This window comes from Streptomyces hilarionis, from assembly GCF_024539675.1.
GTDB classification, from domain to species: Bacteria; Actinomycetota; Actinomycetes; order Streptomycetales; family Streptomycetaceae; genus Streptomyces; species Streptomyces hilarionis.
In genome coordinates, this window is sequence record NZ_JAHHIT010000036.1 from 54,034 (window position 1) to 74,093 (window position 20,060).

Annotated in this window: 20 protein-coding genes; 13 read left to right on the forward strand and 7 right to left on the reverse strand. The window is 71.5% G+C overall.

Features of this window, described 5'->3' with window-relative positions; all coding sequences use genetic code 11:
* The first annotated feature begins 16 nt into the window (after window positions 1-16).
* The 3 genes from KMS84_RS06030 (at window position 17) to KMS84_RS06040 (ending at window position 2,189) form a co-directional block, all read left to right on the forward strand.
* On the forward strand, window positions 17-409 hold the full coding sequence (locus KMS84_RS06030; protein ID WP_256915003.1) for a nuclear transport factor 2 family protein: 393 nt from the start codon (window positions 17-19) through the stop codon (window positions 407-409).
* Between the two features lie 25 nt (window positions 410-434).
* Window positions 435-1,133 carry a type 1 glutamine amidotransferase domain-containing protein gene (locus tag KMS84_RS06035; protein ID WP_256915004.1) on the forward strand — a complete coding sequence of 233 codons (699 nt, stop codon included), beginning with the start codon at window positions 435-437 and terminating at the stop codon, window positions 1,131-1,133.
* 186 nt (window positions 1,134-1,319) lie between these two features.
* The gene (locus tag KMS84_RS06040) at window positions 1,320-2,189 is read left to right on the forward strand and encodes a helix-turn-helix domain-containing protein (protein WP_256915005.1); all 870 of its coding nucleotides are present in this window, start codon (window positions 1,320-1,322) and stop codon (window positions 2,187-2,189) included.
* 46 nt (window positions 2,190-2,235) lie between these two features.
* Here the strand turns inward: KMS84_RS06040 and KMS84_RS06045 are convergent, their stop codons facing one another.
* Entirely contained in the window at window positions 2,236-3,102 is an 867-nt protein-coding gene (locus tag KMS84_RS06045) for a helix-turn-helix domain-containing protein (protein WP_256915006.1), read from the reverse strand.
* Between the two features lie 196 nt (window positions 3,103-3,298).
* Between KMS84_RS06045 and KMS84_RS06050 the strand changes: the two genes are divergently transcribed.
* The 4 genes from KMS84_RS06050 to KMS84_RS06065 all read left to right on the forward strand — a co-directional run bounded on the left by KMS84_RS06050 (window position 3,299) and on the right by KMS84_RS06065 (window position 7,668).
* The gene (locus KMS84_RS06050; protein WP_256915007.1) at window positions 3,299-3,631 is read left to right on the forward strand and encodes a carboxymuconolactone decarboxylase family protein; all 333 of its coding nucleotides are present in this window, start codon (window positions 3,299-3,301) and stop codon (window positions 3,629-3,631) included.
* Between the two features lie 109 nt (window positions 3,632-3,740).
* A complete protein-coding gene (locus KMS84_RS06055; RefSeq protein ID WP_256915008.1) occupies window positions 3,741-4,757 on the forward strand; it encodes a zinc-dependent alcohol dehydrogenase family protein in 1,017 nt (338 codons plus the stop codon).
* 212 nt (window positions 4,758-4,969) lie between these two features.
* A complete protein-coding gene (locus KMS84_RS06060; RefSeq protein WP_256915009.1) occupies window positions 4,970-6,556 on the forward strand; it encodes a Na+/H+ antiporter in 1,587 nt (528 codons plus the stop codon).
* Between the two features lie 125 nt (window positions 6,557-6,681).
* Complete coding sequence (locus KMS84_RS06065; protein WP_256915010.1) at window positions 6,682-7,668, forward strand: aldo/keto reductase; 987 nt, start codon at window positions 6,682-6,684, stop codon at window positions 7,666-7,668.
* An 11-nt stretch (window positions 7,669-7,679) separates the two neighbouring features.
* On the opposite strand, the gene KMS84_RS06070 is transcribed toward KMS84_RS06065, so the two are convergent.
* A complete protein-coding gene (locus KMS84_RS06070; protein ID WP_256915011.1) occupies window positions 7,680-8,834 on the reverse strand; it encodes a nuclear transport factor 2 family protein in 1,155 nt (384 codons plus the stop codon).
* 98 nt (window positions 8,835-8,932) lie between these two features.
* Between KMS84_RS06070 and KMS84_RS06075 the strand changes: the two genes are divergently transcribed.
* Window positions 8,933-9,889 carry a LysR family transcriptional regulator gene (locus KMS84_RS06075; protein WP_256915012.1) on the forward strand — a complete coding sequence of 319 codons (957 nt, stop codon included), beginning with the start codon at window positions 8,933-8,935 and terminating at the stop codon, window positions 9,887-9,889.
* A gap of 130 nt (window positions 9,890-10,019) precedes the next feature.
* Window positions 10,020-10,625, forward strand: coding sequence for a hypothetical protein (locus tag KMS84_RS06080; protein ID WP_256915013.1), 606 nt, complete (start codon window positions 10,020-10,022; stop codon window positions 10,623-10,625).
* A gap of 107 nt (window positions 10,626-10,732) precedes the next feature.
* Here the strand turns inward: KMS84_RS06080 and KMS84_RS06085 are convergent, their stop codons facing one another.
* Window positions 10,733-11,458: a VOC family protein gene (locus KMS84_RS06085; RefSeq protein WP_256915014.1), complete on the reverse strand. Its 726-nt coding sequence runs from the start codon at window positions 11,456-11,458 to the stop codon at window positions 10,733-10,735.
* 288 nt (window positions 11,459-11,746) lie between these two features.
* Between KMS84_RS06085 and KMS84_RS06090 the strand changes: the two genes are divergently transcribed.
* The gene (locus KMS84_RS06090; protein WP_256915015.1) at window positions 11,747-12,451 is read left to right on the forward strand and encodes a hypothetical protein; all 705 of its coding nucleotides are present in this window, start codon (window positions 11,747-11,749) and stop codon (window positions 12,449-12,451) included.
* Window positions 12,452-12,657: 206 nt separating this feature from the next.
* Here the strand turns inward: KMS84_RS06090 and KMS84_RS06095 are convergent, their stop codons facing one another.
* Window positions 12,658-13,209 carry a hypothetical protein gene (locus tag KMS84_RS06095; protein WP_256915016.1) on the reverse strand — a complete coding sequence of 184 codons (552 nt, stop codon included), beginning with the start codon at window positions 13,207-13,209 and terminating at the stop codon, window positions 12,658-12,660.
* A 656-nt stretch (window positions 13,210-13,865) separates the two neighbouring features.
* On the opposite strand from KMS84_RS06095, the gene KMS84_RS06100 reads away from it, so the two are divergent.
* Window positions 13,866-14,270: a hypothetical protein gene (locus KMS84_RS06100; RefSeq protein WP_256915017.1), complete on the forward strand. Its 405-nt coding sequence runs from the start codon at window positions 13,866-13,868 to the stop codon at window positions 14,268-14,270.
* A 228-nt stretch (window positions 14,271-14,498) separates the two neighbouring features.
* Here KMS84_RS06100 and KMS84_RS06105 read toward each other — a convergent pair whose 3' ends face one another.
* Window positions 14,499-15,407, reverse strand: a complete 909-nt coding sequence (locus KMS84_RS06105; protein ID WP_256915018.1) for a LysR family transcriptional regulator — start codon at window positions 15,405-15,407, stop codon at window positions 14,499-14,501.
* Window positions 15,408-15,546: 139 nt separating this feature from the next.
* On the opposite strand from KMS84_RS06105, the gene KMS84_RS06110 reads away from it, so the two are divergent.
* Window positions 15,547-16,365: an inositol monophosphatase family protein gene (locus KMS84_RS06110; RefSeq protein ID WP_256915019.1), complete on the forward strand. Its 819-nt coding sequence runs from the start codon at window positions 15,547-15,549 to the stop codon at window positions 16,363-16,365.
* Window positions 16,366-16,406: 41 nt separating this feature from the next.
* On the forward strand, window positions 16,407-17,003 hold the full coding sequence (locus KMS84_RS06115; protein WP_256915020.1) for an NADPH-dependent F420 reductase: 597 nt from the start codon (window positions 16,407-16,409) through the stop codon (window positions 17,001-17,003).
* A gap of 120 nt (window positions 17,004-17,123) precedes the next feature.
* Here KMS84_RS06115 and KMS84_RS06120 read toward each other — a convergent pair whose 3' ends face one another.
* Together KMS84_RS06120 and KMS84_RS41090 are read right to left on the reverse strand one after the other, a co-directional pair.
* Window positions 17,124-17,609: a DUF427 domain-containing protein gene (locus KMS84_RS06120; protein ID WP_256915021.1), complete on the reverse strand. Its 486-nt coding sequence runs from the start codon at window positions 17,607-17,609 to the stop codon at window positions 17,124-17,126.
* 165 nt (window positions 17,610-17,774) lie between these two features.
* Entirely contained in the window at window positions 17,775-19,901 is a 2,127-nt protein-coding gene (locus KMS84_RS41090) for a PP2C family protein-serine/threonine phosphatase (protein WP_256915022.1), read from the reverse strand.
* Window positions 19,902-20,060: the final 159 nt, after the last annotated feature.

Consider the following 20,060-nt stretch of genomic DNA (forward strand, 5'->3'; position numbering starts at 1 on the left):
CCGCAAGGAGTGCGCCATGTCCGATTCCCCGAGCCTCGCCCTCGTCCGCCGGATCTACGAGTCCCGTATGGCACCCGAGGTCACCGAGGAGGCGATGGCCGCGGACTTCGTCTGGGACATCACCCCCGGGTTCCCGAACAGCGGCGTCTACCGCGGCTGGGACAGCGTGGCCGAGGACTTCTTCGGCAGGACGATGCCGAACTACGAGTCCTTCGGCGCGGTGCCCGAGGAGTTCTACGCGGACGAGGCGGGCCACGTCTTCGTCTACGGCCACTACCACGCCGAGACCAAGGCCGGAAAGAAGGCCGACGTCCGGTTCGTCCACCTGTGGACCGTCCGGGACGGTCAGGCCGTGCAGATGCGGCAGACCGCGGACAGCCACGTCCTCCAGGAAGCCCTCAAGGGCTGACTCACCCACCCGTCAGGAGCTCCCCATGGCGAAGATCCTCTTCGTGATCACCGCGTCCGACCACTGGACGCTGGCCGACGGCACCCGCCAGCCGGCCGGTTTCTGGGCCGAGGAGGCCCTCGGCCCGTACGCCGTCTTCAAGGAGGCCGGGTACGAGATCGCGGCCGCGACCCCCGGCGGTGTTCCGCCGACTGCCGACGTCCTCAGCCTCACCGCCGAGTTCAACGGCGGCGAGGAAGGCGCCGAGCGCATGCGCACGGCACTGCGGGAGGCGACCGAGCTGGCGCACCCGATGCGCGTCGAGGACGTGAACATCGACGACTACGCCGCCGTGTTCTACCCCGGCGGCTGGGGCCCGATGGAGGACCTGCCCGACGACGCCGCCTCCGGCAGACTGCTCACCGAGTGGCTCGCCTCCGGCAAGCCGGTGTCCCTGGTCTGCCACGGCCCCGCGGCACTGCTGGCCACCATCGGCCCTGACGGCTCGTCCCCCTTTGCGGGCTACCGCCTGACGGGGCTGTCCAACGCCGAGGAAAAGCAGAACGGTCTCGCGGACCGCGCGAAGTGGCTGCTCCAGGACCGCCTCGTGGGCGATCTCAAGGCCGACTACCGCGAGGCCGACCCGTTCACCCCGCACGTCCAGGTCGACCGCACTCTCTACACCGGCCAGAACCCCTACTCGGCCACGCCCCTCGCCCGGGAACTGGTCAAGGCCCTCGGCTGACGATCCTTCCGCCACAGGCTCGGCGCCCCTGTGGCGGGTGGCGGCCGCACCGCAGGACCGCGGGACCGCACAGGACCGCGGGACCGCACAGGACCCCGGGGGATCATCACCCCCACCGCGCCGGTCAGCCAGGGGAAGGATCTGTCCCCCTCACAGGATGCGCCGCCCTGTGCGAGGCTGAAGGTCATGAAGCGCAACCCGCATCTGAACGAGCTGGGTGAGTTCCTCAAGGCCCGCCGCGCCGAGCTCACCCCCTCCGATGTCGGTCTGCGCGGCGGGCAACGGCGGCGGGTGAAGGGGCTGCGGCGTGAGGAGGTGGCGCTCCTCGCCGCGATCAGCACCGAGTACTACACGCGCATCGAGCAAGGCCGGCTCCAGGCCTCGGCGCCCCTCCTCGACGAGATCGCCCAGGTGCTCCGTCTGAACGACGCCCAGCGCACCTACCTCTTCGACCTCGCGGCGAAGGAGCGGGTGCGCCCGGCCGCGTACCGCGAACGCCAGCGGGTGGACCCGCAGCTACAGCGCATGCTCGACGACCTGACGACCTCCCCCGCCTTCGTCATCGGCCGGTGCACCGACATCCTCGGCTGGAACCGGCTCGCCGCCGCCCTGTGGACCGATTTCGGGCGCTACCCCGAGCAGGAGCGGGTGTTCGTCCGGCTGCTGTTCACCGAACCCTGGATGCGCGAGCTGTACGTCGACTGGGAGGAGGTCACCCGGCTGGCCATCGCCCAGCTGCGCATGGAGAGCGCGCGCTACCCCGACGACCAGCCGCTCACCGCACTCGTCGAGGAACTCTCCGCCCGCGACGCGCAGTTCCGGCAGTGGTGGACCGAGCACGACGTCGCCATGCGGGGCAGCGGCGTCAAGAAGCTGCGCCACCCGGTCGTGGGCGAGCTGACGCTCGACTGGAACACGCTCACCTGCGGCACCGACCCCGACCAGCACATCATCGTGTGGAACGCCGAACCCGGGACCACGTCCCACGACGGGCTGCGCCTCCTCGCCTCCTGGACCGCCCACCGCACGCCGACGGAATCCGACGCGGCCACCTGAGCCCGCTCTCCCACGCCCCCACCAGGGCCGGCCCTCGGTGCCCGCCTCACGCTGCCGCACCTTGTGCGGGCTGGTCCGGGTTCGCTGTCCATGACGCCAGGAACACCAGCCCGTCGTGGGAGGGGGTCCCGGGATCGGCGGTCGCGAGCAGCAGCTTCTGGGTGGGATCGGCCGTGCAGGTCAGGCTGTCCCAGTCGAGGACGAGATCCCCGACGACCGGGTGGCGCAGCCTCTTCGTGCCCATACGCAGACCGTGCGTCTGGCGTCCCGCCCACCAGCGCCGGAAGTCGGCGTCGGCGACCGACAGGCCGCCGACGAGTGCGGCCAGCCCGGGGTCGCCGGGGTGCCGGGCGGCCTCCAGCCTCAGCTGGGTCACACAGGTCCGGGCGTTCGTCCGCCAGTCGAGGCAGAGGTCCCGGAAGGCGGGGTCGGTGAACATCAGCCGCGCGTAGTTGCGCTTGTCGGCCGGGATCTTGTCGAAGTCGGTGAGCAAGGCCGCCGCCGGGGGATTCCAGGCGAGGATGTCCAGGCGCCGGCCGATGACGAGGGCGGGGATCGTCGTCAGCTCTTCCAGGATGCGTCTGAGCTGCGGGTGAACCTTCTGAGCCGGCGGGCGCCGACGCCGGTGCGTGCCGCTCGCCGCCAGCTCGAACAGGTGATCGCGCTGGGGAGCGGACAGGCGCAGGACATGCGAGAGGGCCGTCAGCACTGATGCGGACGGCCGGACGCGGCCCTGCTCCAGCCGCGTGTAGTGCTCGGTGCTGATCGAGGCGAGCAGGGCGACCTCCTCCCTGCGCAGGCCTGGCACACGTCGGCCGGCGGTGTCGGGCAGGCCGACAGCGCACGGAGTCAGTCCGGCCCTTCGCGCCTTGAGGAATTCTCCCAGCTCATGAGGGTGCGCGTCGCCGGTCATGACGCGAGTGTGGCATCACTCGGCCACGGGGAGGAGGGGAAGGATTCACCCCCTGGATAAGCGGTTCCCCGGAGAGAATTCTCCCCTTTGCGGGTTCCCGGGAAAGGGACAAGGTCGGTGGAGTGCTCGGCGACCGAAATGCCGAGCGCCCTGCTGGAAATCCCCCCACCCACCACCACGCCAGGAGCACCGTCTCATGTCGGAACGGAAGAAGTTCGCGCCACCGGCCATCCAGGAGTTCGCCCCCAAGCTCGCGGAAATGACCGACACCGTCCTGTTCGGCGACGTCTGGGAGCGGCCGGGCCTGTCCCCGCGCGACCGCAGCCTCGTCACCGTCACGGCTCTGGCCTCGCTGTACCGAGCCGACCAGCTGGGCTTCCACCTGGGCAAGGCGCTGGAGAACGGTGTCACGCGGGACGAACTGATCGAGGTCATCACCCACCTGGCGTTCTACGCCGGCTGGCCCAACGCCATGACCGCGATGACGCAGCTCAAGGAGATCGTGGAGAAGGCCGACCAGTCGGGCTGACGCCTTCCTCGCCGCCCACACCACGGGCTCCCCCCCCCGCACACGCACACGCACCGCCGTCGGACGCCCGCGGCAGCACGACGGTCACGACGAGAGCCGGGAAGACACCATGCGAGCAACCATCCTTCACGCGCCCGGTGACGTCCGGGTGGAGAACGCCCCCGAGCCGAAGATCACGGCCCCCACGGACGCCGTCGTCCGCACCGTCGCCACCTGCGTGTGCGGCTCCGACCTGTGGAGCTACCGGGGCGTCCTGCCGGTCGCCGAACCACAGCCGATCGGCCACGAGTACGTCGGCGTCGTCGAGGAGGTCGGCAGCGACGTGTCGACCGTCCGGCCGGGACAGTTCGTCATCGGTTCCTTCGTGGCCTCCGACAACGTCTGCCCGATCTGCCGGGCCGGGTACCAGACCTCCTGCCGGCACGCGCAGTGGGTCAACGGCGCCCAGGCCGAGTACGTCCGCATCCCGCTCGCCGACGGCACCCTGGTCGCCACCCCGGAGCAGCCGGACGAGGCCCTGATCCCGAGCCTGCTCACCCTGTCCGACGTCATGGGCACCGGCTGGTACGCGGCCAGGGCCGCCGACGTCGGGCCCGGTTCCACGGCCGTCGTCGTCGGTGACGGCGCGGTCGGCCTGTCCGGGGTCATCGCCGCGAAGGAACTGGGCGCCGAGCGGATCATCGCCATGAGCCGGCACGAGCCCCGGCAGAGGCTGGCCCTGGCGTTCGGCGCCACCGACATCGTCACCGAGCGCGGTGCGGAAGGCGTCGCCCGCGTCAAGGAGCTGACGGGCGGCGTCGGCGCCGACTCGGTCCTCGAATGCGTCGGCACACAGGAGTCGATGCACCAGGGCCTGCTGTCCGCGCGGCCGGGCGGCAACCTCGGCTTCGTCGGCTTCCCGCACGGCACGCGGATCGACGGCCAGGAGCTCTTCTTCTCCCACGTCGGCCTGCGCGGTGGCCCCGCGCCGGTGCGCGCCTACCTCCCCGACCTCATCGACCGTGTCTTCGACGGTCGTATCGACCCGGGCCGGGTCTTCGACCTCACCCTGCCCCTGGACGAGGCGGCCGAAGGGTACAAGGCGATGGACGAGCGCCGCGCCGTCAAGACGCTGCTGCGTCCGTGACCGGCCGACGACCCCGGGCGATCCGGCCCGGACGCCCTGGGCGGGGAGCGTCACCAGCCGGCCGTCAGCCCCGCGTACGTCGATCCCCTGGTGGCGGCCCGTCCCACGACGCTGCGGCCGCTGCCCGAATGACCACGACGGACGACCAGGACGGTCCCCATGCAACCCACTGAGCCGCTGTCTTCGGCCGGCGCCGCACCGGAGTAGGTGTCATGCTCGGTCTCGAACTCGTCGTCGTCCTGGGTGCGGCGGTGCTGGCGGGGAACTTCCTGGGACAGCGCTTCCGCGTCGCACCACCCGTGGTGCTCCTGGTCCTGGGCGCCCTCATCGGCCTCGTCCCGGCCGTCCGCCAGACCCAACTCCCGCCCGATGTGGTGTTGTTGCTCTTCCTTCCGGTACTTCTGTACTGGGAGAGCCTGACCACGTCGATGCGGGAGATCCGCTCGAACCTGCGCGGCATCGTCCTGCTCAGCACCGTGCTGGTGATCCTCACCGCGGGGGCGGTCGCGGTCGCCGGGCACGCGCTCGGGCTGCCGTGGGGGCCGGCGTGGGCGCTGGGCGCGGCCGTGGCGCCCACCGACGCCACCGCGGTGAGCGCCCTGGCGGGTTCCCTGCCCCGTCGTCAGATCACGGTCCTGCGTGCGGAGAGCCTCGTCAACGACGGCACGGCGCTGGTGATCTACGGCCTGGCGGTCGGCATCACGGTGGGGGAGGAGCACCTCACCCTTCCGCATGCGGGCGCGCTGTTCCTGCTCGCGTACGGTGGCGGAGCCGCGGTCGGCGTCGCGGTGGCCTGGGTCAACATGAACCTGCGCCGCCGACTGGACGATCCCCTCCTCGGCAACCTCGTCATGATCCTCGCGCCGTTCACGGCCTACCTGCTGGCGGAGTTGATCCACGCCTCGGGCGTCCTCGCGGTCGTGGTGAGCGGCCTGATCATGGCCCAGGTGGCGCCCGGCCTCATCCGCGCCGAACACCGCCGTCAGGCTCTGGCGTTCTGGCCGCTGGCCACGTTCATCATCAACGGCGCCCTGTTCGTCCTGGTGGGGGTGGAACTGCAGTACGCGCTGCACCACTTGAGCCGGTCCGACCTCACGGACGCCCTCATCGCGATCGGGGCCGTCAGCGTGGTCCTGGTCGCCGTCCGGTTCGCGTTCCTCTTCTCCTCCGCCTACCTGATCCGCGCGATCGACCGCCGTCCCGAACAGCGACTGCGGCGGATAAGCGACCGAGCCCGTGTCGTCAGCGGGCTGGCGGGGTTCCGTGGCGCGGTGTCCCTGGCCGTCGCCCTGTCGGTGCCCGAGACCCTCGACTCCGGAGCCCCCTTCCCCGACCGCGCCTTCATCGTCTTCGTCACCTCCGGCGTCATCGTGGTGACCCTCGTGGTGCAGGGGCTGCTCCTGCCGGGCGTGGTGCGCTGGGCCAGGCTGCCCCGCGACACCTCCGTCGACGACGAACAGATCCTCGCCGAGACCACGGCGACCGAGGAGGCCATCAAGGCGCTTCCTGAGCTCGCGGCCCAACTGGGCACAACCCCCAAGGTCATGGAGTGGCTGCGCCAGGAGTACGAGGCCGGCCTGGCGACCGTACGCGCACGAGGCGCGGGCACCGACGACGACCCCGCCCTGCTCCACAACCGCCACTACACCGACCTCCGCCTCGCCCTCATCTCCACCAAACGCGCGACCGTCGTCCGCCTGAGGGACGAGGCACAGATCGACGACACCGTGCTGCGCCGCCTCCAGGCGGCCCTGGACAACGAAGAGGTCCGGCTGACCGGAGGCGAACAGGCGGAGTAGACGCAGCAGCCGCTGCTCCCGACGCCCACACCCCTGACCACGGGTCGTCCCTGCGCAGGCGGCCCCCCGTGCCCGACGCCGTGCGGCAGCAGTGACCACTTGCTGGACATCCACGAGGAGGAAGAATGCACACGCGAACACTCGGAAGCGACCTGCGGGTCTCGGCCGTCGGCCTCGGCGCCATGGGCATGTCCCAGAGCTACGGCCCCAACCCCGGTGACCGGGACGACATGATCGCCGTGCTCCGCAGCGCCGTGGATCTGGGAGTGACGTTCTTCGACACCGCAGAGGTGTACGGCCCCTACGTCAACGAGGAACTCGTCGGGGAGGCCCTGGCCCCGGTGCGCGACCAGGTGGTCATCGCCACCAAGTTCGGATTCCGCATCGAGGACGGCCGGCCCGCCGGTCTGAACAGCCGGCCCGAACAGATCCGCGCCGTCGCGACGGCCTCGCTCGAACGGCTGGGGGTCGAGAGGATCGACCTGTTCTACCAGCACCGCGTCGACCCGCAGGTGCCCGTCGAGGACGTCGCGGGCACGGTGGGCGAGCTCGTGCGGGAGGGCAAGGTCCGCTGCTTCGGACTGTCGGAGGCCAGCGCCCGGACGATCCGGCGCGCCCACGCCGTCCACCCGGTGACGGCCGTGCAGAGCGAGTACTCGCTGTGGACCCGGGACCCCGAACCGGAGGTGCTGCCCACGTGCACGGCCCTCGGCATCGGATTCGTGCCGTTCAGCCCACTCGGCAAGGGGTTCCTGACCGGAGCCGTGGACGCCTCGACGGCGTTCGCGGCCGACGACGTCCGCACCGCCATCCCGCGCTTCACAGCCGAGAACAGGGCGGCGAACCAGACCCTCGTCGAGCACATCGCCGCCCTCGCGACGGCCAAGGACGCCACACCGGGACAGGTCGCCCTCGCCTGGCTGCTCGCCCGGCACCCGTCGATCGTGCCGATCCCCGGAACCCGGCACACCGCGCGCATCGAGGAGAACGCCGGCGCCACGCGCGTCCCGCTCTCCGCGGACGAACTTTCTGACCTCGACGGACTCGCCGGACGGATCGGGGTCCAGGGAGACCGCTACAACGCGCACCACATGTCACTGGTGGACAAGTAGCCCGTGGCCCCTCAGGGGTGTCGGTGATAGGCCTTGTTCGCGATGCGCCACCTGCCGTCGGCGCACACCAGCAGGAAGACGTCGGTGAAGGTGTCCGCACCGTGCGCGAGGGTCATGGTCGCGGTCGCGACGGTGCCGTGGACGTCGAGGGCGTCGACGCGACGGGAGCGGGTCGGTTCGTCCGGGGCGGGCCGGCCCCGGAAGAGGGCGCAGTACTCGTCCAAAGGCCAGGAGACGAACACCCCGTCCCGTATTCCCTCGATGTGGGCGCCGGGAAGGAACGCCTCGCGGAAATGGGCGGCGTCGCCGGTGGCGTGTCCACGGATGTAGGCGCGCAGTGGCTCTATTACGCCGTCCTTGGCGGCGGGGGTCGTGGCGGCCACGGCGATGTCGGCCTCGGCGTCGGCAGGGGAGCCGGCCAGGCCGACCGCGCTGCGCAAGGGGACGGAGGACGCGGCCGCCGGCAAGGCCATGTCCTTGGCCGGCGCGCCGATGGTGAACTCGGCCGTGCCCGCGGCCGACCCATCGGCGAGGAAGGACCCTCTACATGTCACGAACCCGCCGAGTCGGCCGAGTTCGAGGACGTCCAGCACCTCGGCACGAGGCAGACCGAGGGCATCGGCGTGCCGCAGCGAGTCACGCAGCGCGAGGACCGCGCCGGCGAGGCCGCTGTTGGCGACCAGCTTCAGCGCGGCGGCGGTGGAGGCGTCACCGACGTGCCGGACGGTGCCCAGCGCTTCCAGCACCGGTCGGACGCGGTCGAGGGTGTCCTGCTCGGCGGCGGCGAGGATACGCAGCGCTCCGGCGGCGGCCGGGACGGATCCGAGCACCGGCGCGTGGACGTACGCCGGACCGAGGCGCCGGGCCGGCTCCGAGGCCTCGGCGGGGGACACGGTGCCGGTGTTCACCACCACTGCCCCCGCACGCAGTGAGTCACGGACGTCGTCGAGGACCTCCCGGCAGGCAGGGCCGTCGAACAACGCCAGGAGCACGAGGTCGGCCTTCGCCACGGCGTCGTGCGGATCGCTGGTCTTCCTGACTGCGTCCGGTGTGCGTCCGGAGCGCGTCCAGCCGACGACGTCCCAGCCCCGGGAGGCCAGCCGGGTGGCGATCGCCCGGCCCATGCGGCCGAGGCCGAGGACGGCGATCGTGTGCGGTGTGGTCATGGGCGCCACAGTGCTCCAGCCCGAGGACTGCGACAAGCGCAGATTGCGCAGGGTTCCTCTGCGAGACGCGCATACCGGCCGCTGGTCATACTGACGCCATGGAACTGACGGTGTGGCGGACCTTCGTGACGGTGTGCCGGCTCGGGTCGCTGTCGGCGGCGGCCGCCGAGCTCCATCACACGCAGTCGGCCGTCTCCCGGCAGATCGCCGGTCTGGAGCGGCGACTCGGCGTGCCGCTGGTGGAGCGCCATGCACGCGGCGTGCGTCCGACGCCGGCCGGCGAGGTGTTCCGCCGCCACGCCCTGGCCACGCTCAAGGAGGCCGACCGGGCGGTGCGCGCGGTCCGGGACGTCCGCGACGGGGTGGATGACCGGCCCCTGGCCGTCGGAGCGACGCCGTCACTCGCCGCGGGCATCGTCCCCGAGGCGGTCCGCGGCCTGCTGGAGGAGACCGGACCGGTGCGGTGGAGTCTCCTTCCCGGCCTGAGCGCACAACTGCACGACCGCGTGATCGCCGGTGACCTCGACATCGCCGTCGTCACCGACGCCCCGCCGGGACTGACCGTCGACCAACGCGTCGCACGCCGCTTCCTCGGACTGGACGAGATGGTCGTCGTGCTGCCCCTCGGCCACCCGCTGGCCGGGCGCGGACCGGTGCGCGTGGAGACGCTGGCGGGCGAGCCCTGGGTCGAGGACAACGACGGCTCGGCGGCACTCCTGCGTCAGCACGCCGCCCGTGCCGGAGTCAGCGCCCGCATCGACCTCACCGCCGCCGATCTCCCCGGCAAACTGGCCCTGGTCGCCACCGGCCACGCCGTCGCGCTGATACCCGGAGCCCTGACCCGCGCACTGCGGGCCGACGTCACGACCGTGCCCCTCGTCGGACCTCCGACCAGAGGCGTCTACGCGATCACACCCCGCCGCGACCCCCACCCCCGCGCAGCGCCCCTGCTGGACCGGCTCGCCACGGCCTTCGCCTCGGTCCGGCGAGCGCAAGTCGACGACCGGCCAACCGAGTCGGAGACCCGGCAGGACAAGACGGCCCCTTGCGGGTAGCAGTGGAAGAGTCGAGTTCCACGTACCCCACGTACGGTCGAGTGCCCCCTCCGGGCTCCCCGCCGGAGTCGCATTCACCTGCCGTCAGCCGCGCCCACCTCGATGCTTGCGACGAGACAGGAGCACGCCCATGCGCCTCTACGCCCAGACCCCGAAGCGTCGCAGCCGACAGGTACTCGCGGATCTGATCGCGCTGGCCCTGATCGCGGCCGCGGTGAAGTTCGCTCTGGCCGTGCACGACGCGATCAACCTGCTCGCCGAACCGGGCCGGAAGGCGCAGAGCGCGGGCGACGGCCTCGCCTCCAGTCTTGACGACGCGGGCGACGCGGCCTCGAAAGTGCCCTTCGTCGGAGACTCCCTGAAGAAACCGCTCCAGTCCGCCGCGGAAGCCGGCAACAGTCTCTCCGACGCAGGACAGTCCCTACAGGACACCGTGGGCCGCGCGGCCACCCTGACCGCCGTAGCCCTGATCGTCCTCGCCACCGCCTTCGTGCTGGTCCTGTGGCTGCCCCCGCGCGTGCGCTGGATCCGCCGCGCCGCGACGACCCAGCGCCTCCTGGACGATCCCGGCGGCGCCGACCTGCTCGCACTGCGCGCGCTCACCGGACCGCAGCGCGACCTCGCCGCGATCCCGGCCCCGCCGGGTGGCCTCGCCGACGCCTGGCGACGCGCGGACCAGCAGGTCATCGCCGACCTGTCCAGGGTCGCCCTCCGGCGGGAGGGCCTGCGGCCCTGAGGGGGACGGGACGGGCATGGGCATGGCGGGTGCCTCCCACCGCCGGCGCGGTGCGGCGAGGACCGCGCGCCCAAGAGGGTGATCGCCTACCGAGCCGCGGCTGCGGATTACCGGTGCGTGAGCACGCGGAACATGGTGCCGTCCGGGTCGGCCAGCAGCACGGCGTCGTCCCCGCCGGGGGCGGAGTCGAGCCGAGTCGCCCCGAGGGAGAGCAACCGCTCGACCTCCGCTTCCTGCTCGCCGTCCGGCGCGAGCTCGAAGTGGAGGTCCTTGCCGGCGTCCGGCATGTACGGGGGACCGCCCCACGTGAGCTTCGTGCCGCCGCTCGGCGACTGAACGGCCGTCTCCTCGTCCTGGTCCCAGACCAGCGGCCAGCCCAGCGCCCTGCTCCAGAAGTAGCCCACGGCCTGCGAACCATCGCAGGCGAGTGCCCCCATGAAGCCGCAGCCCGCGAGGAACTTGTTGCCGGGCTCGAGGACACAGAACTCGTTGTCCTCGGGATCGGCGAGGACCACGTGGGACGCGTCCGCTCCCTGGCCGACGTCGGCGTGCCGCGCACCGAGGGCGAGCGCCCTGGCCACGGTCTCCTGCTGGTCCTTCAGGGAAGAACTGGTCAGGTCGAAGTGCAGCCGGTTCTGGGCGGCCTTCTGCACCGGAGTGGGACGGAAGCCGACGCGGTAGCCGGCGGCATTCCCGGGCAGCAGGGCGACGCCGTCCTCACCGTCGTCGGCTCGCGCCAGGCCCAGCACGCCCGACCAGAAGTGCGCCAGGCGGTCTGGCCGGTGGGCGTCGAAGGAGATTGCGAAGAGTCGGCTCTGCTCATAGCGCCACACATCCTGGGTCCGCTGGGTGCCGACTGTCGGCAGGTCACCGTGTCAGCGCGTCGAACGAGGATCCTAAGGGCGGGCCAACTGCCGTTTCATCCGAGTATTCCGTGGCCCGGAGCCCGAGCCCCACCCCTCGGGAGGGCCTGCGAGTCAGGCGGCCGAAGCGGGCGAGTCTGGGGGTCCGGACACACTGATGCGCGGCGCCGCTCGCCATGGCCCATGGCCCATGGCCCATGGCCTCAGAACAGTGCTCGGCCAGACGCCGGCCCGACGCCGGTTCGACGGGTCGTCCCCATGTCCGACGTGCCGAGCAGCCCGCAACCTGAACCGTTCTACAGTGGCCGGGTGCCTGAAAACCCGTGGTTCGAGATCGACGGGCCTGTCGACGAGTGGGAGTTCGACGAGGCTGAGCTCGCCTTCGCGACGAGGCTCCGAGCCCTCGCGGAGCGCTGGGACGTGCCCTTCGCGTCCAGCTGGGTGGGAAGGCCCGAAGACGACTCGTCGCTCTTGGCAGTCGTCACGCTGGGGACGTCGCGGCTCTCGCTGGCCGACTTCGGAGTCCACGTCACCGGTTCGACCATGCGCGGCGACCGGCTGGACAATCCGTTGCACTTCCTGCCGGAGCGGCCGACGTCGTACTCGATCGAGGTCACCGGCTCCCCCGAGGAACATGCCGAGCGGGCAGCCCAGTGGTTCGAGACGATCCTCCGCAAGCCTGTCGTGCGGCACGAGTGGGTGCACGACGGCCGGATCCACGCCGAGCTGTACCTGTTCGCGGATACCGGGGAGGGCATGGCTCAGAGGTACGACAGCACGCTCTCTCCACCCGGGCAGGAGCGGGAACTCATCGCCGCCGGCCATGTGACCGGCCTGAACTGGATCCAGACTTCAGGTCTGGGCCCGCCCGACCGAATCGTCCCCGTCAGAGGGACGTCAGAGGGCGCAGGCAGCTCCGAACGGCGACGCCTGAGCGTGCGAGGCCTGCTGGGCAGGTCCTGATCACGAGGTTCACCGAGCCCGGGGCGGCCCTTGTGCCGGGGTGGGGAACCGGTGAACGGGTTGGCCGCCTTACGGAGCCCCAGGGGGCAGGTGGTTGTAGTCGTCGGCTTTGTGTGCACGGAGCTTTGCCGGACGTCCTCGGTGCGGTGTACGACGGGCGTCGGCCGGACCTCCGGATGGGTCCTCCGCGGTTTCAGGTGAGGCGCTCAGCCGTTGGCTCGCCAGGTGTGCGGAGAGTCGGCGAAGTCGGCGAGGGCGCGGAAGTCGTTCTCCCGTAGGCCGATACGAGGGTTCACGTGGTGGAGGAGTCCGGGCCCTTGATGGTGGGCGGCCACGTACGCCCGATCCAGGTCGCTCTGTTCGTCGTCCACCCAGGCGAACGGACGGCCGCCCGCGTAGTCCACCAGTGGCCCGGTCTTCCAGTGGACTCCGTCAGGGCGCTCTTGGCGCAGCACGTCGCCGAAGTCGACGAAAGGGAGTTCCGGAAGGCCGAGGACCGGTGCGATCCACCGGTTGGCGTCGTCCATCCACGTGGTGGCCCAGCACAGTTCGAAGCCGAGGTGAAGCAGGACGCGTCCGTGCTCCGGGTTGAGCCAGACGCGTAGAGGGCGTCGTCGGAACGGGAAGCCGCCATCGCCCTCGTAGGTGTCGTTCCGGGGAACTCTGATGGTGGTGTAGCCGTCAGGACGTCTCTCCGGCTGAGCCGCGTAAGGGTTGAGTGGGCCGTCCACGTCGAGGAAGAGCAGCGGTCGGTTCACGAGCTCCCCCGGGGTTCGCTCACTGTGGACTGCCCCGATCAGCGTGGCAATGGGTGTGAGTCGGCGATGAGTCGGCCCGTGCGATGACCATGATGTGGCGCATGTGGTCACGGCCTCGAAGCCGCCGGCCTCGCCCGGGCGACGGTCGGCGCCCATGGTCGAGCGCTGAACACGGCGTTCCTGCGGAGCTGTTCCGCCCACAGTTCTGCCGTGTTTCGCGTCCGGGATGTCGTCCATCCGCGCAGTGAACCAGCAGCCGCGGCAACCTCACGAGAGCTTTTCGGCCACTCCGCTGCGGCATTCCGAGGGAAGGCGGGAAGTCAGCAAGCGGGATTCCCGAAACACGGCCCTTCCTCCGATGCGACGCGTGCACCCCGATGTCATGCGACAGGGGCGGCCCCGGCTGGTCAGGCTCCGCCCTGTGAGCGGACCGGTGTTGCAGATCGTTCCGGTTGCGGAAGTAGGCGGAACCCGGGCTGCCGGGTCGAACGGGTTGTCCCCTCTCACGGAAGACGCCAAGGCGATCGCAGCACGTGGTCGCGCGCTCGTCGATCTCACGTCGCATCCGCCGCGCGGACTCCGGCCGGGTGCTGCTGACGCAGGCCGCCGAACAAACCCGTGAGGGGCGGCGCCGGACCTCTGTCATCCTGCGTGCCATGTCCGCACGAAATCGAAGACTGCCCCGGCACCGCGCCTGGCCTCTGACCACCGCCGACGTCGAGGAGTGTCTTGGCCCGTATATGAGCCATGTCACGGAGTTGCGGTTTCTCACGGGGAACGACAGCGGCGCCATCGTCCTGGGAGCAGCGTGGATCGCTCCGGAGCCCCGCAACCACGGCCGGGGGATCCACCCGGACACGGTCGGCTTCCGCATAGACGTCCACCCGGTCGACGCCACCGAGCGCGCCGCCACCCGAACCGTTCTTCGAGCGCAGGCACTTCCGCGACTGCACACATGGATCACGCAGGCGATCGCGGCCGACGAGACCTGGCGACTGACGTCTCACCAGCGCCACTGGCGGCTCACCGACGGCCGCCTCACCCACCGCGACGAGGCGTGAACCGAGTCCGGACGGACACCGGCAGGCATGCCCCGCGTCAGCGGGGTCAGTTGGGCTGGTTCACCGCGATCGCTCCACGGGAGATGTGCGGTGGGGCTCGGAGGCGTCGCGCCGGCCGTCCGCCCGGTCCAGCGCACACCGACGGACAGCCGCTGTTGACGGCCGGCGGATGGTGGTGACGGCCGCGCGGGCTGTGGACGTTTGAATGGAGCGGCCGGACGGCGCCGGCTACGTCGCCGCCCCCGACGTGGTCAGCGCGGTGTGCGCCAGTTTGCGTAGCCAGGTGTGGGCGTGATCGGTGTCGTAGCGCTGATGCCATGACAGGTATATGGGCGCCGACGGCAGTTCGAGGGGGAGCGGGAGCACGACCAGGCCGAGGTCAACGACCGCTGACCGCGTGGTGGCCTCGGGCACGCTGACCAGGATGTCGGAGCCGCGCGCGAACTCCAGGGCGGCCGCTTCCGTGGGGGCGGTCGCCACCACGCGGCGGGTGAGGCCGATCCGGGCGAGGGCGTCGTCGATGGCGTTGGCGAGGTTTCCCCGTCGCGAGACCGTGACGTGGTCAGCGGCCGCGTACTGCTGTGGGGTGGGCGTTCCGAGGCGGGTGAGGGGGTGTCCCTGCCGCGCGACGATGACGAGGCGGGTCTCGCCCACGCTCTCGGCACGGATGTCGGGTGCGGCCGGGCGGTTGGCGTTGGCCTCCAGGTCGACCTCGCCGCGCCGCAGTTCGGGGGTGTCGCCGCTGGATTCCGCGACGAAGCGCAGTCGCACACCCGGCGCCTGTGCGCGTACGGCGTCGAGCAGTGCGGGACCGCTCAGGGCGACGAGGGAATCGTGCCAGCGGAGTGTGAACGTGCGCTCCAGCGTTGCCAGATCGAGCTCACGGCTCGGCGCGAGCACCCCCTGGACCTGGTGGAGCAGTTCGTGCACCTGTTCCCGGACGGCGATGGCGTACGGGGTCGGGGTCATCGTGCGGCCGGTGCGCACGAGGATCTGATCCCCGGTCGTGCGCCGGATCCGTCCCAGACTCCGGCTCATGGCGGGGGCGGTGACATGCAGGCGCGCCGCCGCGCCGGCCACGCTGCCCTCTTCCAGCAGCGCGTCGAGCGCGGCGAGCAGGTTCAAATCCAGTTGCATGAGAGTCATCCTAGGCGTGCCTGACATGCATTTGAAGTTAATCGTCGGGCTGCCTACCGTTGAGGCGAAAGCGCAGGAAGCACCGCGCGGTTCGGCCCTCGACCGGGCTCAACACCCCTCCTCAGACGGGAACATCGCCATGTCCGAAACGCTCCAGACCACCGACGCCGACGCCTCCGACGCCGACCTGCTCGCCCAGACCGCGATCGCCGTGCGCGAGGCGGGTTCGGCGCTGCGCGAGCGCTTCGGCGAGGTGGTCCGCTACGAGAGCCGCGAAGAGCTGATGCGCGCGCTGGCGGTCAACGACGACCTGGCCCTCGACATCCTGCGTCCCCGTCTCACGCGTCTGCGCCCGCAGGCCGGCTGGGTGGAGGACGAACTGGACGGCGGTGCGCTGCCGGCCGGCGAGTGGTGGGTCGTGGATCCGGCCGAGGGCAACGTCAACCACCTGCACGCCCTGCCGGAGTGGGCGGTGACCGCCACGCTCGTGCGGGAGAACCAGCCGGTGCTCACCGTGGTGCACCTGCCGTTGACCGGCGAGACCTACACTGCCCTCACCGGCGCGGGCGCCCACCTCGACGGCCGGCCGCTGCACGTCTCCCGGACCGCCGACCTCGGCCTGAGCATCGTGGCCACCAGCCAGGCCCGGCCGGACGAGGACGAGACCGTCGTACGGCAGGTCGGCTCCTCGATCACCGCGATGCTCTTCGACGCGCTCGTCGTCCGCGTCGCCGTGCCCGCGACCCTGCACCTGCTGAACGTGGCCGCCGGCCGGATCGACGCCTTCTGGCAGTTCGCCGGCGCCCGCGCGGACCTGCTCCCCGGAGCGCTGCTCGTCACCGAGGCGGGCGGACGGATCTCCGACGCCGAGGGCCGCCCCTGGACCCCCCGGAGCCAGAGCTTCCTGGCCGCCGCGCCGGACGTCCACGCCCAGGCCGTGTCCACGCTCTCGCGCTGACCGCGCACCACAACCCGCACGCACGGAAGGACCTGATCATCATGACCACCATCGCAGTTCTCGGAAACGGCCGCGTCGGCGGCAATCTCGCCGCAGCCCTCGCCGGGGCCGGACACGAGGTGACCGTGGCGGACCGCACGCCGGGCGCGGCCGCCGACGCCGCCCGGACTGCCCGGATCGTCATCAACGCCACTCCGGGCGCCGGTTCCCTGGACCGGCTCGCCGCTCTGCGTGAAGAACTCCGGGGCAAGATCCTCGTCGACGTCTCCAACGCCACCACCGACGGACCGGACGGACTGCCCGCCGATCTGATCTATCCCGGCTCGAGCCTGGCCGAACAACTCCAGGAAGCGCTCCCCGAAACACGCGTCGTCAAGACGCTCAACACCATGCTCTTCCCGGTGATGACCTCGCCCGCCATCCTCGGCCAGACGCCGACCGTGTTCCTCTCCGGCGAAGACGCGCAGGCCAAGGAGACCGTCGGCGAGCTGCTCACCGACCTCGGCTGGCAGAAGGAATGGATCACCGACCTCGGCGGGATCCGGACGGCCCGCGCCACGGAGGCCGCGATCCTCTTCGTCCCGCACGTCATCCGCTCCACCGGATTCACCCCCTTCGCGATCTCCGTCGCCCGCTGACGGTCGAGCCGCGCCGGTGGAGCGGCCGGAGCCGGCGGACGCGAGCGCGGGGGCTCGTCGACCGCCGGCCGGCGCCCGGCCGCGCGGACGGTCCGAGCGGATGGCGCCGGTCCGGTCCCGTCACCAGGTGCGGGTGCCGGCTCCTCCCTTGAACGGCCCTCGGACCTCGGGGGTGATCCAGCCTCCGTAGAAGTCGCCTTCTTGTGCCTGCACCGTGTGGCCGTCGACGGTGCAGCGGTCCACGCGGCCCGCGTAGAAGGCGAAGTGGTGGGCGAGCTCCTCGTAGGGCGGCCGCGGGTCGGGGTAACTCCAGGCGGCCAGCGCGCGGACATCCGATCCCACTACGACGTCCCAGTAGTCGGCGCCGCCCTTCCACTCGCACCAGGTATGGCGGGCAGCGGGCCGCAGAAGGTCTGTACGGACGTCGCCCGGGGGCACGTAGAACACGGGCGGGTGGCTGGTCTCCATGATCTTCAGGGCGTGCACGGTGTCGGCGAGGATCTCGCCGGCGCATGCGACGACGACGCGGCGGGGGTCGTGGCGCAGGGCGGGCGGCCGCGGGTACTCCCACACCGATTCCGTGGGAGTCGTCTCGTGTGAAGGCATGGATGCCCCTCTCCTGGGTGAAATGACCGGCCACCCTGCATTCCGTGCGAACCCCGTCCACGGATGAGGTCTGCACCCGATGGGTGAGGTGCCGGTCCTCGGGTGCCGCCACCCGGGTGCCCCGTGGACTGCGCGGTCATCGGCTTCGCGACGCTGCCGTGGCCGTCACTGTCGTCCGGCGGGGACGAGATGGGCGAGGAGAAGAGCGGAGTCGTCGTGGGGGTGGGGGGTGACGATGCAGCTGGTGGTGATCTGGTGCAGGGCGAGGGCCGCCGCGTCGTGGGCGGTGGCGGCCAGCAGGCGGCGAAGGCGGTCGCGGGCGTGGTCGGGGTCGGTGTGGGGGGTGTCGGTGAGTCCGTCGGTGTGCAGCAGCACTCTGCTGTGGGGCGGGAGGGTGAGGCGGGTGGTCGGGTAGCGGGTGTCGCGGACGATGCCGAGGGGCAGGCCGGGGGCGATGCGGGTCTCGGGCAGGTCGTCGGGGGTGTGGATGAGGGGTGTGGGGTGGGCGGCGGTGGCGACGTCCACGCGGCCGGTGTCGGGGTCGAGGGCGATGAGGCAGCAGGTGGCCAGGAGGGCGTGATCGGGGTCGGCGTCGTTGTCGGCGGTGAGGAGGGCGTTGGTGCGGCGCAGGACGGCGGCAGGGTTGGGGGTCAGGGCGGCGTAGGCGCGCAAGGTGGTGCGCAGACGGCCCATGAGGGCGGCGGCTTTGGTGTGGTGGCCTTCGACGTCGCCGATGGTCAGGGCGATGCGCCCGTCCGGGAGGGGGAAGGCGTCGTACCAGTCGCCTCCGGCGTGGGCTTGGGGGGCGGCGGGGTGGTAGGAGGCGGCCAGGTGCAGGGCGGGGTGCTGGGGCAGGTGTGTGGGCAGCAGGCTGCGCTGGAGACGCACGGCGCGTTCGTGTTCGGTGTCGTAGGTGCGGCAGCGCTCCAGGGCGCGGCCCAGCAGGGCTGCGGCGGCGATGAGCAAGGGCTGGTCCGCGGGCTGGAAGGCGTGCGGGCGGTTGAAGGAGAACATGCAGGCCGCCGGGGTGCTGGGGTCCGCCAGCGGGAGCGGTATGGCGGCCCAGGCCTGGCGTTTGAGGCGGGGCAGGGCGGCTGCGTAGTGCGGGTAGGCGGCGACCAGGTTGTGGTGGGAGGGGATGAAGTGCGCTTCCTGGTTGCGCAGGGCGTCGGTGAGCGGGGCACGCGCGGTGAGCGAGATGTGGTCGACGGCGGCGCGGTGCTCGTCGTCGTAGCCGACGGCGGTGACGACATGGGTGTGGCCGTGGCGGGCGTCGGCGATGACCAGGGCGTCGGCGCCGAAGACGGCCAGGGCTTCGCAGGCCGCGGCGGCCACTTCCCGGGTGCCGCTCGCGCTGGCGGCGCTGGCCGCGAGGGAGATCATGCGGTCGGCGCGGCGGAGCTGCTCGCGCAGCAGGGTTTCGCGCGCGTCCGTCCGGTGCGTGTCCGTGGTGATGTCCGTGACGTGTCCGCTCACGGTCATGGGCTGGTCGGTTCCGCCCGAGCTGCTGGTGCAGTGGGCGCGCAGGTGGCGTGTGTGACCGCCGTCCAGGGTCAGGCGGTAGGCGGCCTCGAAGGTGCCGGGCCTTTCCCGCAGGTGGTGCAGGATCTCTTCGATCCGGGGGAGGTCCTGGGCGGGGACGCGGCGCAGGATGTCGGCCAGCGGGAACCGGCCCGGCCCGGGCAGAGCGTGCTGGCGGGCGAAGATCTCGTCGCCCTCCACGCTCTCGTCGGCGAGGTCGAGGCGGAAGGCGCCGGCGGAACGTTGCGTCAGGCGGGGGAGGGACTGTTCCGCATGGCCGGTCCGCTGCACCCCGGGCAGATAGCGGTCCAGCAGGGATACTGCATCGCGCAGGTAGTCCAGCTCCGAGGGCCCGAAGGCGGTGAGGCCGGGACGCAGGGCCACCGCCACGCCCTGGCCCTTGGCCAGCGGCAGCACCATCCAGGCCGCTGTTCCGGCCTTCGCCGGCAGGGGGTAGGGGCGCGGCGTCCCGCAGTCGACGCATTCCTGCCCGAGTGCCGCCCGGCCCACCGGCCATGCCTCCTGCGTGGACAGCGGCCGCAGCGGCGGTTGCCAGCGCTTGCCCAGCCCGGCCAGCGCACAGGGAAACAGGTGCGTGCCGTCCCTTTGGAAGAGCATCAGCGCCCAGCCCACCAGCCCCATCCACGCGCACCCCCGCGCCAGCGCCTCCGTCAGCCCGGCCAGGTCGGCGGCCACCGCCAGCGACTGCTCCAGCTGCCCCAGACCGGACGCCGACCGCCCGGACCTCGCGCCCTCCGCACCCTCGCCCACGGCCACGTCTCCCTCGTCCCACCCCGGAAGGAGACGACGATATATCCGATATGCCGCCCGTCAGGGCCGTAGTTCACTGTTGACCGCTAAATGAAAGGGTTTGAACGAACCCCCGGGTGCGGGAAGGGCGTCCATGCGCGTCGGCGGGGGGGGGGGGGG